The organism is Limnohabitans sp. T6-20, from assembly GCF_003063505.1.
In the GTDB taxonomy this organism is placed as follows: domain Bacteria; phylum Pseudomonadota; class Gammaproteobacteria; order Burkholderiales; family Burkholderiaceae_C; genus Limnohabitans_A.
In genome coordinates this window covers 282,860-297,500 of the sequence record NZ_NERW01000001.1, presented here as the reverse complement: position 1 = coordinate 297,500, position 14,641 = coordinate 282,860, and the positions used below count along the sequence as shown (strand labels likewise).

12 protein-coding genes and 2 rRNA genes (1 of these 14 only partly in view) are annotated in these 14,641 nt (G+C 59.6%); 11 read left to right on the top strand and 3 right to left on the bottom strand.

Annotated elements, in window-relative coordinates:
* The 9 genes from B9Z33_RS01485 to B9Z33_RS01445 all read left to right on the top strand — a co-directional run.
* Window positions 1-1,025 (top strand): 23S ribosomal RNA (locus B9Z33_RS01485); it begins 1,855 nt to the left of the window's first position.
* 161 nt (window positions 1,026-1,186) lie between these two features.
* A 5S ribosomal RNA gene (gene rrf / locus B9Z33_RS01480) occupies window positions 1,187-1,299 on the top strand.
* 203 nt (window positions 1,300-1,502) lie between these two features.
* Window positions 1,503-3,836, top strand: a complete 2,334-nt coding sequence (locus tag B9Z33_RS01475) for a bifunctional salicylyl-CoA 5-hydroxylase/oxidoreductase (RefSeq protein ID WP_108285262.1) — start codon at window positions 1,503-1,505, stop codon at window positions 3,834-3,836.
* A gap of 183 nt (window positions 3,837-4,019) precedes the next feature.
* A complete protein-coding gene (locus tag B9Z33_RS01470; protein ID WP_108285261.1) occupies window positions 4,020-4,811 on the top strand; it encodes an SDR family NAD(P)-dependent oxidoreductase in 792 nt (263 codons plus the stop codon).
* Entirely contained in the window at window positions 4,808-5,317 is a 510-nt protein-coding gene (locus B9Z33_RS01465; RefSeq protein ID WP_233252689.1) for a MarR family winged helix-turn-helix transcriptional regulator, read from the top strand. The genes B9Z33_RS01470 and B9Z33_RS01465 overlap by 4 nt, the downstream gene beginning before the upstream one ends.
* Window positions 5,314-6,174, top strand: coding sequence for an enoyl-CoA hydratase family protein (locus tag B9Z33_RS01460; RefSeq protein WP_108285260.1), 861 nt, complete (start codon window positions 5,314-5,316; stop codon window positions 6,172-6,174). The genes B9Z33_RS01465 and B9Z33_RS01460 overlap by 4 nt, the downstream gene beginning before the upstream one ends.
* A gap of 3 nt (window positions 6,175-6,177) precedes the next feature.
* Window positions 6,178-7,362, top strand: a complete 1,185-nt coding sequence (locus tag B9Z33_RS01455) for an acyl-CoA dehydrogenase family protein (RefSeq protein WP_108285259.1) — start codon at window positions 6,178-6,180, stop codon at window positions 7,360-7,362.
* Between the two features lies 1 nt (window position 7,363).
* A complete protein-coding gene (locus tag B9Z33_RS01450; protein ID WP_108285258.1) occupies window positions 7,364-9,043 on the top strand; it encodes an AMP-binding protein in 1,680 nt (559 codons plus the stop codon).
* A 46-nt stretch (window positions 9,044-9,089) separates the two neighbouring features.
* Window positions 9,090-9,485 carry a RidA family protein gene (locus B9Z33_RS01445; protein WP_019427185.1) on the top strand — a complete coding sequence of 132 codons (396 nt, stop codon included), beginning with the start codon at window positions 9,090-9,092 and terminating at the stop codon, window positions 9,483-9,485.
* A gap of 111 nt (window positions 9,486-9,596) precedes the next feature.
* Here the strand turns inward: B9Z33_RS01445 and B9Z33_RS01440 are convergent, their stop codons facing one another.
* From B9Z33_RS01440 to B9Z33_RS01430, 3 genes are all read right to left on the bottom strand, one after another.
* On the bottom strand, window positions 9,597-10,166 hold the full coding sequence (locus B9Z33_RS01440) for a hypothetical protein (RefSeq protein ID WP_108285257.1): 570 nt from the start codon (window positions 10,164-10,166) through the stop codon (window positions 9,597-9,599).
* 1,342 nt (window positions 10,167-11,508) lie between these two features.
* Complete coding sequence (locus tag B9Z33_RS01435) at window positions 11,509-11,958, bottom strand: MarR family winged helix-turn-helix transcriptional regulator (RefSeq protein ID WP_108285256.1); 450 nt, start codon at window positions 11,956-11,958, stop codon at window positions 11,509-11,511.
* Window positions 11,955-12,515, bottom strand: coding sequence for a flavin reductase family protein (locus tag B9Z33_RS01430; RefSeq protein WP_108285255.1), 561 nt, complete (start codon window positions 12,513-12,515; stop codon window positions 11,955-11,957). The genes B9Z33_RS01435 and B9Z33_RS01430 overlap by 4 nt, the downstream gene beginning before the upstream one ends.
* Window positions 12,516-12,613: 98 nt before the next feature.
* On the opposite strand from B9Z33_RS01430, the gene B9Z33_RS01425 reads away from it, so the two are divergent.
* Both B9Z33_RS01425 and B9Z33_RS01420 read left to right on the top strand, forming a co-directional pair.
* Entirely contained in the window at window positions 12,614-13,699 is a 1,086-nt protein-coding gene (locus B9Z33_RS01425) for a peptidase M29 (protein ID WP_108286077.1), read from the top strand.
* A 139-nt stretch (window positions 13,700-13,838) separates the two neighbouring features.
* On the top strand, window positions 13,839-14,621 hold the full coding sequence (locus B9Z33_RS01420; protein ID WP_108285254.1) for an alpha/beta fold hydrolase: 783 nt from the start codon (window positions 13,839-13,841) through the stop codon (window positions 14,619-14,621).
* The last annotated feature ends 20 nt before the right edge of the window (window positions 14,622-14,641 follow it).

The following is a 14,641-nucleotide window of genomic DNA, read 5'->3' as shown; positions in this document are numbered from 1 at the left end:
CTCTTGATTGAAGTCCCAGTAAACGGCGGCCGTAACTATAACGGTCCTAAGGTAGCGAAATTCCTTGTCGGGTAAGTTCCGACCTGCACGAATGGCGTAACGATGGCCACACTGTCTCCTCCTGAGACTCAGCGAAGTTGAAATGTTTGTGATGATGCAATCTCCCCGCGGAAAGACGGAAAGACCCCATGAACCTTTACTGTAGCTTTGTATTGGACTTTGAACAGATCTGTGTAGGATAGGTGGGAGGCTTTGAAGCCGGGACGCTAGTCTCGGTGGAGCCAACGTTGAAATACCACCCTGGTGTGTTTGAGGTTCTAACCTAGGTCCATTATCTGGATCGGGGACAGTGCATGGTAGGCAGTTTGACTGGGGCGGTCTCCTCCCAAAGCGTAACGGAGGAGTTCGAAGGTACGCTAGTTACGGTCGGACATCGTGATAATAGTGCAATGGCATAAGCGTGCTTAACTGCGAGACTGACAAGTCGAGCAGATACGAAAGTAGGACATAGTGATCCGGTGGTTCTGTATGGAAGGGCCATCGCTCAACGGATAAAAGGTACTCTGGGGATAACAGGCTGATACCGCCCAAGAGTTCATATCGACGGCGGTGTTTGGCACCTCGATGTCGGCTCATCTCATCCTGGGGCTGTAGCCGGTCCCAAGGGTATGGCTGTTCGCCATTTAAAGAGGTACGTGAGCTGGGTTTAAAACGTCGTGAGACAGTTTGGTCCCTATCTTCCGTGGGCGCTGCAGATTTGAGGAAGCCTGCTCCTAGTACGAGAGGACCGGAGTGGACACACCTCTGGTGTATCGGTTGTCACGCCAGTGGCATTGCCGAGTAGCTAAGTGTGGAAGAGATAACCGCTGAAAGCATCTAAGCGGGAAACTCGTTTCAAGATGAGATCTGCCGGGGCCTTGAGCCCCCTAAAGAGTCGTTCAAGACCAGGACGTTGATAGGTCAGGTGTGGAAGCGCAGTAATGCGTTAAGCTAACTGATACTAATTGCTCGTGCGGCTTGACCCTATAACTTTGATCACATACCGCAAGGTGTGCATTGGTCAAGGAAGTTATGCCAAGTTGACGCATTCAAAAAAGGTCGAAAGACCCAAGCGCAAGCTTAAAATCTGATTCGAAACTCTATGAATTTGTTGTCTTGACGCGAGTCAAGGTGACGCCAAGTTATGCCTGATGACCATAGCAAGTTGGTCCCACTCCTTCCCATCTCGAACAGGACAGTGAAACGACTTAGCGCCGATGATAGTGCGGATTCCCGTGTGAAAGTAGGTCATCGTCAGGCTTTTACAGCACGAAACGCCCCACCGATCGGTGGGGCGTTTTGCTTTGTGCGAAGCATTTCTTCATCAGCACCATTCCTCATTTTTTCGTTTCTCTACGGGTTTTTACCCGATTGACCGCAGTCCCATTTACTCAAATACTTCAAGCTTGAAATATATAGGCCTGAATTAATGGCTTGTGTGGTCTGTAGCAAAGAGAGTGAATATGAAAATCGTGTGCATTGGCGGTGGTCCCTCGGGTCTGTACTTTGCGTTGCTGATGAAAAAACTCGGCCCTCACCACGACATCACCGTGGTCGAGCGCAACAAGCCCTACGACACCTTTGGCTGGGGTGTGGTGTTTTCGGACCAGACGCTGGAGAACATGCGCGAGTGGGACAAAGAAACCGCCTCAGAGGTGGAGCAAGCCTTCAACCATTGGGATGACATCGAGCTGCACTTCAAAGACCGGGTGATCCGCTCAGGCGGTCACGGCTTTGTTGGCATCGGGCGCAAGAAGTTGCTCAACATCCTGCAAGAGCGATGCGAGCAAGTGGGCGTCAAGCTCATGTTTGAACAAGACGTGAATTCGGATTTGGACTTCCCCGATGCCGACCTCATCATCGCCAGCGATGGTGTCAATTCGCGTGTGCGAAGCCGGCTGCCCGAAGTGTTCAAGCCCGATATCGTCACGCGACCCAATCGTTTCATCTGGCTGGGCACCAACCGCCAGTACGACGCCTTCACTTTCTTGTTCGAGAAAACCGAGCACGGCTGGTTTCAGGCCCACGTCTACAAGTTCGACAACCAGACATCGACCTTCATCGTTGAGTGCCCTGAGCATGTCTGGCTGGCGCATGGCCTGGATAAGGCCGACCAAGACGCGTCGATTGCCTTCTGCGAAAAACTTTTCGCCAAGAACCTGCAGGGCGAAAAGCTGATGACCAACGCCCGCCACCTGCGTGGTTCGGCCTGGCTGAATTTTCAGCGCGTCAAATGCGCCAACTGGTCCACCTTCAACGGCAACAGCCATGTGGTGCTGATGGGCGACGCGGTGCACACCGCGCACTTTGCGATCGGCTCGGGCACCAAGCTGGCACTCGAAGACGCCATTGAGCTGGTGCGCCAATTCAAGGCCTTGGGAGACACCGCTGACCGCATCCCCGAAGTGCTCAAGCACTACCAGGCCGTGCGCGAGATCGATGTGATCCGCCTGCAAAACGCCGCCTGGAACGCGATGGAGTGGTTTGAGGTGTGCGGCGAGCGCTACTGCGACCAGCTCGAACCCGAGCAGTTCATGTACTCCATGCTCACGCGCAGCCAGCGCATCAGCCACGAGAATTTGCGCTTGCGTGACAAGGCGTGGCTCGAAGGCTACGAGGCCTGGTTTGCAGGCCGCACGGCGACACCCGGGGTGCGTCCGCCGATGTTCACCCCCTACACCCAGCGCTCGATCACGCTCAAGAACCGCGTGGTCGTTTCGCCCATGGCGCAGTACATGGCCGTCAACGGCCGCGTGGGTGATGACCACCTGGTACACCTGGGCGCACGCGCCATGGGCGGCGCGAGTCTGGTCATGGTCGAGATGACCGCGCCCAGCGCCGACGGCCGCATCACCCACGGCTGCCCGGGCCTGTGGAACGACGCACAGACTGATGATTTCAAACGCATTACCGAGTGGGTGCATGCCAAGTCCGATGCCAAGATCGGCCTGCAAATCGGCCACGCCGGGCCCAAAGGCTCGACCTGCCGCCCTTGGCAAGGCGCGGGCATGGACCAACCTGTGCCCGCTGACGACGCAGAAGGCAACTGGCCCTTGCTGGCGGCATCGGCGCAGCCCTATTTGCCGCACGGCGATGTGCCCCGCGCCATGACACGCGCCGACATGGACCGCGTCACGGCCGACTTCGTGGCCAGCACCCAGCGCACTGCCCAAGCCGGTTTTGACTGGCTGGAGTTGCACTGCGCCCACGGTTATCTGTTGTCGAGCTTCATCAGCCCGCTCACCAACCAACGCACCGACGAATACGGCGGCTCGCTCGCTAACCGCCTGCGTTACCCGCTCGAAGTGCTTGCCGCTGTGCGCGCAGCTTGGCCCAAGGACTTGCCCATGTCGGTGCGGATCTCGGCGCACGACTGGGTCGAAGGCGGCATCACACCGACCGACGCGGTCGAAATCGCCCGCGCCTTCAAGGCCGCTGGCGCCGACATGATCGACTGCTCATCGGGTCAGGTCAGTGCGCAGCAAAAGCCCACTTACGGCCGCATGTACCAAACCCCCTTCGCCGACCGCATCCGCCAAGAAGCGGGCATCGCCACCATCGCGGTGGGCGCCATCAGTGAAGCTGACCACGTCAACAGCATCTTGGCCGCTGGTCGTGCTGACCTGTGCGCCGTAGCCCGCCCGCATCTTGCCAACCCGGCCTGGACGCTGACCGAAGCGGCACGCATCGGCTTCAAAGACGTGGCCTGGCCGCGTGCTTACGTATCAGGCAAGCCCCAGCTCGAAGCGGGTTTTGCCCGCGAGCGTGCCCAGCAGGCTGCGACAAAGGGGGATTGAGATGTCGCATTCACATGGGTGGACTTCAACTTCCTTGAAATTTGAATTTGTGGGAGCGACGCCCTCGTCGCGAATGGGCGTCCATCGCGGCGAGGGCGTCGCTCCCACAGAAACCAATCAAGGCGAGGTGGCTCCAATAATTTCCAATCGCAGCGAGGGCGCCGCTCCTACAGGGAGCAAAGCATGCTGAGCAACCGCCATGCCCTCATCACCGGAGCCGGTGCTGGTATTGGCGCGGCCATCGCGTTGCAGCTCGCGCAAGCGGGTTGCCGCCTAACGCTCTGTGGCCGCTCGCACGACACGCTCCAATCCCAAGCCGAGGCGTTGCGTGCGCAAGTGCCCGACGTGGCGGTGCTGATCGCGCCCATGGATGTGGCCGATGAACACGACGTGCAAGCCGCGGTGCAGCAGGCTCAGGTCCGCTTTGGCCCCGTCAACATTCTGGTCAACAACGCGGGGCAGGCGAGCAGTCAGCCCTTTGCCAAGACCGATGCTGCGCTCTGGCAGCAGATGCTGAACGTCAACCTCACAGGCACTTACCACTGCATCCAGGCGGTGCTGCCCGGCATGCTCGAAGCGGCGAAGGCGGGCACGCCCGGGCGCATCGTCAACATCGCAAGCACGGCGGGCCTCAAAGGCTACGCCTATGTGAGCGCCTATGTGGCCGCCAAGCATGGTGTGGTGGGCCTGACCAAAGCGCTGGCCCTCGAATTGGCCCGCAAAGGTGTGACCGTGAACGCGATTTGCCCCGGTTACACCGAGACCGACATCGTGCGCGAAGCGGTGCAAAACATCGTGAGCAAAACCGGCAAGAGCGAGGTCGAGGCGCGCCAAGCGCTGGCCGCTAGCAACCCGCAGCAGCGTCTGGTGCAGCCGCACGAAGTGGCGCAAAGCGTGTTGTGGCTGTGTGCGGCGGGCAGCGATGCGATCAACGGTCAATCGATTGCCATCGATGGTGGGGAGCTGGTGTCATGAGCGCACGACAAGACACTGACATGGCCTCTGTGGACATGGAAAAGCGCGCGCACGCCGACCACCACGCCTCGTTGCGCTTGTGGTTGCGTCTGCTCTCGGCCACCACCCGCATCGAAGACACGATCCGCCAACGATTGCGCGAGCAGTTTGACATCACGCTGCCGCGCTTTGACCTGATGGCCCAACTCGAGCGCGAGCCGCAAGGTTTGTCGATGAGCGAGCTGTCGCGCCGCATGATGGTCACGGGTGGCAACGTCACCAACATCGTCGACCAGCTCGAAAAAGAACAACTGGTGCAGCGGCAAATGCAGGCCAGCGACCGCCGCTCCTACACCGTCAGCCTGACCGAGGCCGGGCGCAGCGCATTTGCGGCCATGGCCTTGGCACACGAGGGCTGGGTCGTCGAGCTGCTGTCGCCGCTGGCTGAGCGAGAACAAACTCAACTGCATCAATTGCTGGGCACCTTGAAGTCCGGCACCCCCACAAAACAAGAGGAGAAGACATGAGCCAACGCTACCTGCCCGGCCAGCCGCACCAGCTGCCCTGCCACAACCAGCCCATGGCGGGCTACCAGCCCGAGCACTTTTTGCTGTCCGTCAAAGACGGTGTGGCCACGGTGAGCTTGAACCGCCCCGAGCGCAAGAACCCGCTGTCGTTTGATTCGTACGCCGAGCTGCGTGACTTTTTCCGCGCCTTGCCCTACGCGCCTGACATCCACGCCGTGGTCATCACGGGCGAGGGCGGCAACTTCTGCTCGGGTGGTGACGTGCACGAGATCATCGGCCCGCTCACAAAGCTCGACATGCCCGGCCTCTTGGCCTTCACCCGCATGACGGGCGATCTGGTCAAAGCCATGCGCGCTTGCCCGCAACCCATCATCGCCGCCATCGACGGCGTGTGTGCGGGCGCAGGCGCGATCCTGGCCATGGCGTCTGACCTGCGCTACGGCACCGAGCGCAGCAAGACCTACTTTTTGTTCAACAAGGTGGGGCTGGCTGGCTGCGACATGGGCGCGTGCGCGCTCTTGCCGCGCATCATCGGCCAAGGGCGCGCCAGCGAGCTGCTGTTCACCGGGCGCGGCTTGGGCGCACTGGAAGCCGAGCGCTGGGGTTTTTACAACCGTGTGTGCGAGGCAGGCACAGTGCTGGCCGATGCACAAGCCATCGCCGCCCAGTTGGTGGCAGGCCCCACCTTTGCCAACGGCATCACCAAAAAAATGCTGCAACAAGAATGGAACATGGGCGTGGACGAAGCCATCGAAGCCGAAGCCCAGGCCCAAGCCATTTGCATGGCCACCAACGACTTCCACCGGGCGTACCACGCCTTTGTGGCCAAGCAAACACCCGTGTTTGAAGGGGACTGAGCCATGTCAAATCACACAGCCACTCACCCGCCAGAACTCGACTGGCCTTTCTTTGACGACAGCCACCGCGACTTCAAAGTGCGCCTGGACGCTTGGTGCCAAGAGCACCTTGCCCACGCGCACCACGACGAAAGCCGCGACGCGGTGGACGCCGAATGCATCCGTCTGGTGCGCCTGCTGGGCAGTGGCGGTTGGCTCAAGCATGCAGTCTCCGGCACAGCCTATGGCGCCGCATCGGATGTGATCGACACCCGCCAGCTCTGCCTGCTGCGCGAGACGCTGGCTTTTCACAACGGCTTGTCAGACTTTGCGTTTGCCATGCAGGGCTTGGGCACAGGCGCCATCAGCCTCATGGGCACAGCCGATCAAAAGCAGCGTTACCTGGCGCGTGTGGCATCGGGCCAGGCCTTGAGCGCCTTTGCCTTGAGCGAGCCCGATGCGGGCTCCGACGTGGCCGCCATGCAGTGCAGCGCAACGGCCACGGCAGACGGGTATGTGCTCAACGGCCGCAAGACCTGGATCAGCAACGGCGGCATTGCCGACTTTTATGTGGTGTTCGCCCGCACGGGCGAAGCGCCCGGCGCACGCGGCATCACGGCTTTCATTGTCGATGCGGATACGCCGGGTTTGTCCATCGAAGAACGTATCGACGTGGTCGCGCCGCACCCGCTGGCCACGCTCAAGTTTGACAACTGCAAGGTGGCAGCTAACCAACGCATTGGCGAAGCAGGCCAAGGCTTCAAGGTCGCCATGGCCACGCTCGATGTGTTTCGTACCTCGGTGGCCGCAGCCGCTTTGGGCTTTGGGCGACGTGCGCTGCACGAGTCCATCAGCTGGGCGCGTTCACGCAAGATGTTTGGCCAAACCTTGGGCGACTTTCAGATCACCCAGACCAAGATCGCCCAGATGGCCACCATGCTGGACGCCGCCACGCTCTTGACCTACCGCGCCGCCTGGTTGCGTGACCAAGGCGGGCGCATCACCCGCGAAGCGGCCATGGCCAAGATGACCGCCACCGAAAACGCCCAGCAGATCATCGACATGGCGGTGCAGATGCATGGCGGCATGGGCGTCAAAAAAGGCGTGATGGTCGAGTCGCTGTACCGCGAAATCCGTGCGCTGCGCATTTATGAGGGCGCCACCGAAGTGCAGCAGCTGATCATCGGCAAAGACTTGCTGAAAGGTTGACATGAGCGACTGGAACCAACTGCTGCCCAGCAGCCACACCGACACCTTTGCGCGTGACCGGTTGCCGCCCAAAGACCAGCTGCCTGTGTTCATGGCGGACCGACCCGAGCTGGCCTACCCGGACCAGATCAACTGCGCGGTGGAACTGGTGGACCGGCATGTGAGCGAAGGCCGAGGCGATCGCATCGCGCTGCATGGCGTGAGCGACTTCAACAAGGGTGGTGGCGACTTCAGCTGGACCTATGCGCAGTTGCAAGACAAAAGCAACCGCATCGCCCAGGTGCTGACCCAAGACATGGGCCTCGTGCCTGGCAACCGCATTTTGCTGCGCGGCGGCAACAGCCCCATGATGGCGGCTTGCTTGCTCGGTGCGCTCAAGGCGGGCCTGGTGGCGGTGCCCACCATGCCCCTGCTGCGTGCGGGCGAGTTGGCCCAGATCATCGACAAAGCGCAGGTCAGCGCCGCCCTGTGCGACAGCCTGTTGGCCGATGAACTGCAGCACTGCATGACGCCCGGCCACGCCAGCCACATGGCCAGCTTGCAGCAGATGGTGCAGTTTCGCAGCGATGCCCCTGATGGCCTGGAGCAGCGCATGGCGCAGCAAAGTGGCGCGTACACGCCTCACGCCACCAGCCGCGACGACGTGTGCCTGATTGCGTTCACCAGCGGCACCACGGGCAAGCCCAAGGGCACCATGCACTTTCACCGCGATGTGCTGGCGATGTGCGACTTGTTCCCGCGCCACATCTTGCAGATGAACGAGAACGATGTGGTCTGCGGCACGCCGCCCATTGCCTTCACCTTCGGCTTGGGTGGTCTGCTGGCGTTCCCGCTGCGTTGTGGTGCCAGCACCGTGCTGCTCGAAAAGCACACGCCCGAGACCTTGATGCAGACCATTGCCAAGTACCGCGCCACACAGTGCTACACCGCGCCCACCATGTACCGCCAGATGGCGACGCTGGCCAAAGGCATTGACCTGTCAAGCCTCAAGCACCCCGTCTCGGCAGGCGAGGCCTTGCCCGACGCCACCCGCCAGCTGTGGAAGCAGGCCACAGGCATCGAGATGACCGACGGCATTGGTGGCACCGAAGTGATCCACATCTACATCTCCAGTGCGGGCGCTCAAGTGCGCCCCGGCAGCATTGGCCAAGTGGTGCCCGGCTATGTGGCGCAGATCGTGGGTGACGACATGCAGCCCGTGCCGCACGGCACCGTGGGGCGACTGGCGGTGCGCGGCCCTACAGGCTGCAAATACCTGGCCGACCCGCGCCAGCAAGACTATGTGAAAGACGGCTGGAACCTGCCCGGCGACACCTTCGTCATGGACGCCGATGGCTACTTCAGCTACCAGGCGCGCAACGACGACATGATCATCTCGGCGGGCTACAACATCGCAGGCCCCGAGGTGGAAGGCGCTTTGCTGCAACACCCGGCCGTGGCCGAATGCGGCGTGGTCGGCATGCCCGACGAAGACCGCGGCCACATCGTGCAGGCCTATGTGGTGCTCAAGCCCGGCCACACGGGCGATGCGGTCATGGAAAAAACCTTGCAAGAGCACGTCAAGCAAACCATCGCCCCGTTCAAGTACCCGCGCAAAGTGGTCTTTTTGGACGCCTTGCCCCGCACCGAAACCGGCAAACTTCAGCGCTTCAAGCTGCGTCAAATTTCAGTCAACAAATAATCTTGCGGGACAGATCTTTAGCTCTGTCCCCAACCAAGGAGAAAGCATGTTCAACGTCTTGCAACCCGAAGGCTGGGCACCCGCCAAAGGCTATGCCAACGGCATCGAAGCACGTGGCCGCATGGTGTTCGTCGCGGGCATGATCGGCTGGAACGGCCAGGCCCAATTCGAGACCGACGACTTTGTGGCCCAGTGCCGCCAGGCCCTGCAAAACATCGTCGACACACTCGCTTGCGCAGGCGCAGGCCCACAGCACATGGCCCGCATGACCTGGTACGTCAAAGACAAGAAGGAATACCTGGCCCGTGGCCGCGAGCTGGGCAAGGTCTACCAGGAAGTCATTGGCAAGAACTACCCTGCCATGACGCTGGTGCAGGTGGCCGATCTGGTCGAAGATCGCGCTCAAGTTGAGATCGAAGTCACGGCGGTGGTGCCGGAGTGAGGGGATTCTTCCCTTGTGTGGCAGCGACTACGTCGCTGACTTAGGGCTGCTCCGCTCACGCTCGATGCCGGTCGTCGAAGGATCGCGACATCAATGGTCGTGGGGGTGTTGTCAAATTTTAGGTTTTGAATCTTGACCCTTGGGAATCCCCATGAAGCCACGAACAATCCATCCAACAGCGTGGACTAAAGCGAATAAAAAAACCAAGCCGAAAATCATGATAGTGGCCCCTTCTTTGACCTGACTCCACCATCGACTGTTTCCTTTGCGGTCAATTCTTTCGTAATCGGCTACATTCACGCGGAAGTTGCTAATGTATTTTTTTGCGTAATCGCGCACTTCATTGCTGTATTTGTCGCTACCCCAAATTAGCTTTGAGTCTGTAGCAATTTTGTAGGGCACCAGCCGTCTACCCTCATCGAATCCATCTGTGGCTTCAAAACAAAGAGTGATATTTACGTCGGTCCCACTTGGAGTTTTGGTGTTTTGAATTGAATAGTCTTTATAGCTATCGTTAGGACAGGAATCGTCGGAACTTAACACTGGAGCAGCATTGAAAGTCGGGACTAGATATGTGACATAAGCCGTGTCACTCACATTGAACGCAGCGATAGCAAAACCAGTGATCCAAAGTCCTGCTGTGATTTTTGCAATACGCCGTGAACCTTCAAATATGTTCATCTACACCTCCTAATTCGTTCAAATTATCGCGCAACACTGCACACACCGATCCGTTGGGCGCTCTGTCTATGCAGTGCGACCAAGCAGGACCGCTCAGTGATAGGCAACTCGCACTCACTTCAACTATTACTGCTTTGACGTCATCCATCAAAAATGACGCTGATGTTGGTTTTGATGGTTTGAAAAATGCTGTGAGCAGTATTTCTGGTGGGAAAGTTACCCCTAGCATCTGTGTAGCGTGGATACAAGCCAGAAAAGCTTTGGCTGATGCTTTTTGCTAACAGCGGCGCGGCGAAAACTCATCAGTTCTAACTTGCAATCTGCAATCGCTGTAGATATTGATTTTTGAAACGCTGAGTTTGTTATGGTCAATGTGAGGTAACTAATCCAGTTTCCAAGTACGACTTACATCGTCCGGATGCCAACCAAGTCTCCGCACAAATCGTAGTTGAGCGAACCCGGCCCGTGCGTAGGAAACTTCAACACAGAAAGAACCTACAACGTAGTGCCATACTGCCGTTGCGATTACCCCGGTCACCTTGTCCGTTTTTGCGTGCACATTTCCAACATGAATCTTGATCTTGCTGCTACCGGGAGGTATATGTACAAAGGCTATGCGCAATGTGGGCTCCGCCGCTCCTGCCTTGAGATGTTGTGCAAACGAAGCAATCGGCAGTGGAATATTGTGTTCAATGGCAATACAGCCCATTAATTTTGTAAAAAACTGATGAACATGAACCATCGACTCTGTGCGATTCGATGAGAAGATCCTTCCAAGTGGAATTCGATCGCCGGCCTTGAGCGGCGGCTTGGCCTCGCGCAATTTCCGTTCGAGTAACTCCCAAGCCCGGTCCCATGGTTGGCTTCTTGCATTGTTGCAATGCTGACATAGAGATGGTCGGAACTTCAAAATGAGAGCATTTGCTCCGCGCACTGGTTCGTTCGTTCTACCTTGAGAATGCCTGAAAGCTGGGGACCTGTGATTAAGACTTGGGAAAATCGCGCGAACATCCGATGCCTTCACCATATGTTCAGCGGAATCCGCGACCGCTCCACATATCCAGCAAATCGGCATTTCAACACCTATGTAAAAAATCTGAGTTTACTAAGTGTGCGTAGGGAGCATACTCACCAAACTGAGGTCGTATGGCTGCTTTACACCTTGGTGATGAATATCTGCTAACGCCGAGTTAGGTGAATTTATCTGCGAACCACCTTGTGCAACCGCTGCAAACCAGCCCCGTCCCCCGATCCCAACAAGCTACAGCCGCGCAAGCAACTCACAAAAGCGGCCTACGGAAAAGACGCGTCCAAGCAGCAAACTCAAAACCTCGAAAGCGACTCAGCAGTCCCCTGCAGGTCTATTCGCCGCAATCAATCTCTCCAACATGAGCTTGAGTTGATGGGCCGGTTCCGAACCCAAAGCCGACACCACCTGGGCTTCGTGTGCTTTGGCTTGCTTCAGCAGGGGGTGCACTTTGCGCCGACCTGCGGCCGTGAGGCTGACCAGGCTTTGCCGTTTGTCGTGTGCGGCGTCGCAGCGCTTGACCCACCCGGCGTCTTGCATGCGGCCCACCAGCTTGGTCACGGTGGGCTGTTTGGCCAGCACGATGCTGGCGAGTTCGTTGATGCTCAAACTGTCTTTGCCTGACAGGCTGGCCATGACACGCCACTCCATCAGGCTCAGGCCGCTGGCCTCGACCACGGCGTGAAATTCGCTCGAAATCAAATGGCTGGCGCGTGCCAACAAATAGGCCAGGTAGTCGTCGACAAAGCCTGCCGAGTGGGTCATGGCAGAGGATGTGGCAGAGGCGTGGTGGTGCTGAACTGACCGCCCTGATAGACGAGCGGGGCCGAGCCCTCGCTGAAGCCGCAGCGTTCCACTTCGCCCACAAAAATCACATGGTCGCCTTCTTCGTGGCGGCTGCGGTTGTGGCATTCAAACCAGGCCAGAGCGCCTTTCAAAATGGGTAGCCCGGCTTGCCCCAGGGTGTAGGCGGTGTCGGCAAAGCGGTCGCCTTTGCCGTAGGCAAAGCGATTGCACAAGTCGAGCTGGTCTGCGGCCAGCACATTGACCACATAGTGCGTGCCTGCATGAAACAGCGGCAAGCTGCTGGCACGGTGGCCCAAGCTCCACAGCACGAGCGGCGGCGTGAGCGACACCGAATTGAAGGAGCTGGCCGTGATGCCCACAAAGCTGCTGCTGGCTGTGTCGCCTTTTTGTGCATCTGGTGCGAAGGTGGTGATGACGGTCACGCCCGTGGCGAAGCGCGACAGGGCCTGCCTGAAATGAGGGGCTTCAAAGTCAGGGGTCAGCGGCTGAATGGTTGGAGGTGGGTTGGGGCGCATAGGGTCATTATGGATGAATTTACATGAATATTCATATAAACTGTTTGGCATGAGGTCGAGTGCGTCGTGCGCTGAACCTGTCCGTCAAGGAGACAAGCATGCTGGTGGAACGAATCGAAAACAGGTGGCTCGCGGCCTTTACCCGCACCTTCACGTTGTGCAAGGTGCAGCCTGGTGAGGTGGTGGCGATTCTGGCCGAAACCCAATCACGTCGGGTCAATGTGGACTTGGCCCGCCTCGCGCTGGAGGCCATGGGCGCCCGCGTGTTCGAGGTGACTTTGACAACGCCTGCATTGACGGCACCCGCCCCCGTGCGCTCCACAGGCGCGAGTGACGCCATTGGCCAGCTCGGCCCGGTAGTGGCTGCATTGGCCCGCGCCGACATGGTGGTGGACTGCACCGTCGAAGGCCTGCTGCACGCGCCCGAGTTGCCCACCATCATGAAGGGCGTGGACGGCCACATGCCGCGTCTGCTCATGGTGTCCAACGAGCACCCTGAAATCTTGGAGCGCACCGTGCCCGATCCGGCGCTCGAAGGCGTGGTGCGTGCCGCCATGAAAAAGCTCCGGGCCGCACAGCAGATGCATGTGACGTCTGCCGCAGGCACCGACCTGCGCGTGAACCTGAAACATGGCGACAAACAAGCGGTGGTCGGCGGTGTGTGGGGCTTTTGCCCCAAGCCGGGCATGGTCTCGCACTGGCCTGCCGGGCTGGCGCTGGCTTTCCCGGCCGCAGGCAGTGTCAACGGCACGCTGGTCATGGCCCCGGGCGATGTGAACCTGACCTTCAAAAGCTATTTGCGCGACACGATCCGCCTGACCATCGAGAACGACAGCGTGGTCGCCATCGAGGGGCAGGGCGTGGACGTGGACATGATGCGCGGCTACTGGAAAGCCTGGGAAGACGCCGAAGGACACCGCGCCGCTTATGCCGTCTCGCATGTGGGCTTTGGCCTGAACCCGGCGGCGCGTTGGGACGCCATGGCGTTCTACGACAAGCGCGACTGCAACGGCACCGAGCTGCGGGCCTTTGCGGGCAACTTTTTGTATTCGACCGGGGCCAACGAGGTGGCAGGTCGCCACACGCTCGGCCATTTCGATTTGCCCATGCGCGGTTGCACCATTCGGCTGGACGACACCGTGGTGGTGGACGCCGGTGTGGTGCAAATGGGTTCCCTCCAATGAGCGTGCTGGCACTGGCATCTCCCTGTGGGAGCGAGCCCCTGCTCGCGAATTTCGATCGGAGCCGCTTCAGTCATTCGGCCGCAGGGGCGGCCTCCCACAGGAGATGGGGTAAGCAGCGGATATTGGAGAGAGGCCTTTGATGAGCACGCCTGCATTCACCGACGTGGGCTCGCCCCAGCACCCAGCCGTGGTGTTTTTGCACGGCATTGGCGGCGGCAGGCAAGGCTGGGCACCGCAACAAGCGCATGTGGCCGCATTGGGTTGGCGCAGCCTAGCCTGGGACATGCCCGGTTACGGCGACAGCGCCATGATCGACCCTTACGATTTTGCGCACCTGGCGCGTGCCTTGTGGCAGATGCTGGACGCCGCGCACATCCAGCAAGCGGTGCTGGTGGGCCACAGCATGGGGGCGATGGTCGCCCTGCAGGCCTGGACGCAAGCGCCCGAGCGCATCCGCGCCATGGTGCTGGCCGCCAGCAGCCCGGCTTTTGGCAACAGCGACGGTGATTTCCAAAAGCAGTTTTTGGCGCAGCGCCTGGCCCCGCTGGAAGCGGGCAAGACCATGGCCGACATCGCCGATCGTTTGATCCCTTCGATGGTCGCGCCTGGCAGCACCGCGCCTGCCCTAGCGCATGCCCGCGAGGGCATGTCTTCCATCGCGCCCGACACCTACCGCGCTGCCTTGCATGCGCTGGTGCAGTTCGAGCAACGCGCCGCCTTGCCCACCATCACCGTGCCCGTGCTGTGTTTGGCCGCTGAGCACGACCGCACCGCGCCGCCCGCCGTGATGGAGCGCATGGCGCAAAAGATCCCCGGTGCGCGCTACGCCTGCTTGGCGGGCGCGGGCCATTTGCTGCAGTACGAACAGCCCGAGGCGTTCAACGCCGAACTCGAAAAATTTCTGAAGGACGTGAAACCATGACCGACGCGCAAGAAAAGACC